The sequence below is a fragment of the Bartonella sp. AP58NXGY genome (genome assembly GCF_042195785.1).
Classification (GTDB): Bacteria; Pseudomonadota; Alphaproteobacteria; order Rhizobiales; family Rhizobiaceae; genus Bartonella.
Genome location: NZ_JBHIOY010000064.1, coordinates 1 through 297 on the forward strand (window position 1 = coordinate 1; position 297 = coordinate 297).

Genomic DNA, 297 nt, shown 5'->3' on the forward strand with positions numbered 1-297 from the left:
AGGCTTTGGAAGGCTTAAAGCGCTCTGATGGGTTGTTTGGTTTAATCGAAGCAGCAAAAATGTTAGAGGTGTGACCAAAGGATTTAACGGATTACTTGCGTAAACATGATTGGGTCTATCGACGGGCTCCAGGGGCGCCTTTGTTGCCTTATCAAGATAAAATCAAGAAAGGATTCATGGATTGCCCTGCTATTACCATTCAAAGACCGGATGGTACAGAAAAGGTACTCCCTTCAACGAAAATCACATCGAGAGGATTGGCATGTTTGAGAGAGCAAATCCATGGAGGTGTACAAT

Annotated in this window: 1 pseudogene; it reads left to right on the forward strand. The window is 43.8% G+C overall.

The window, feature by feature from the left end:
• Positions 1–297, forward strand: a pseudogene (locus tag ACFINC_RS09385) (phage antirepressor KilAC domain-containing protein); the annotation flags it as partial.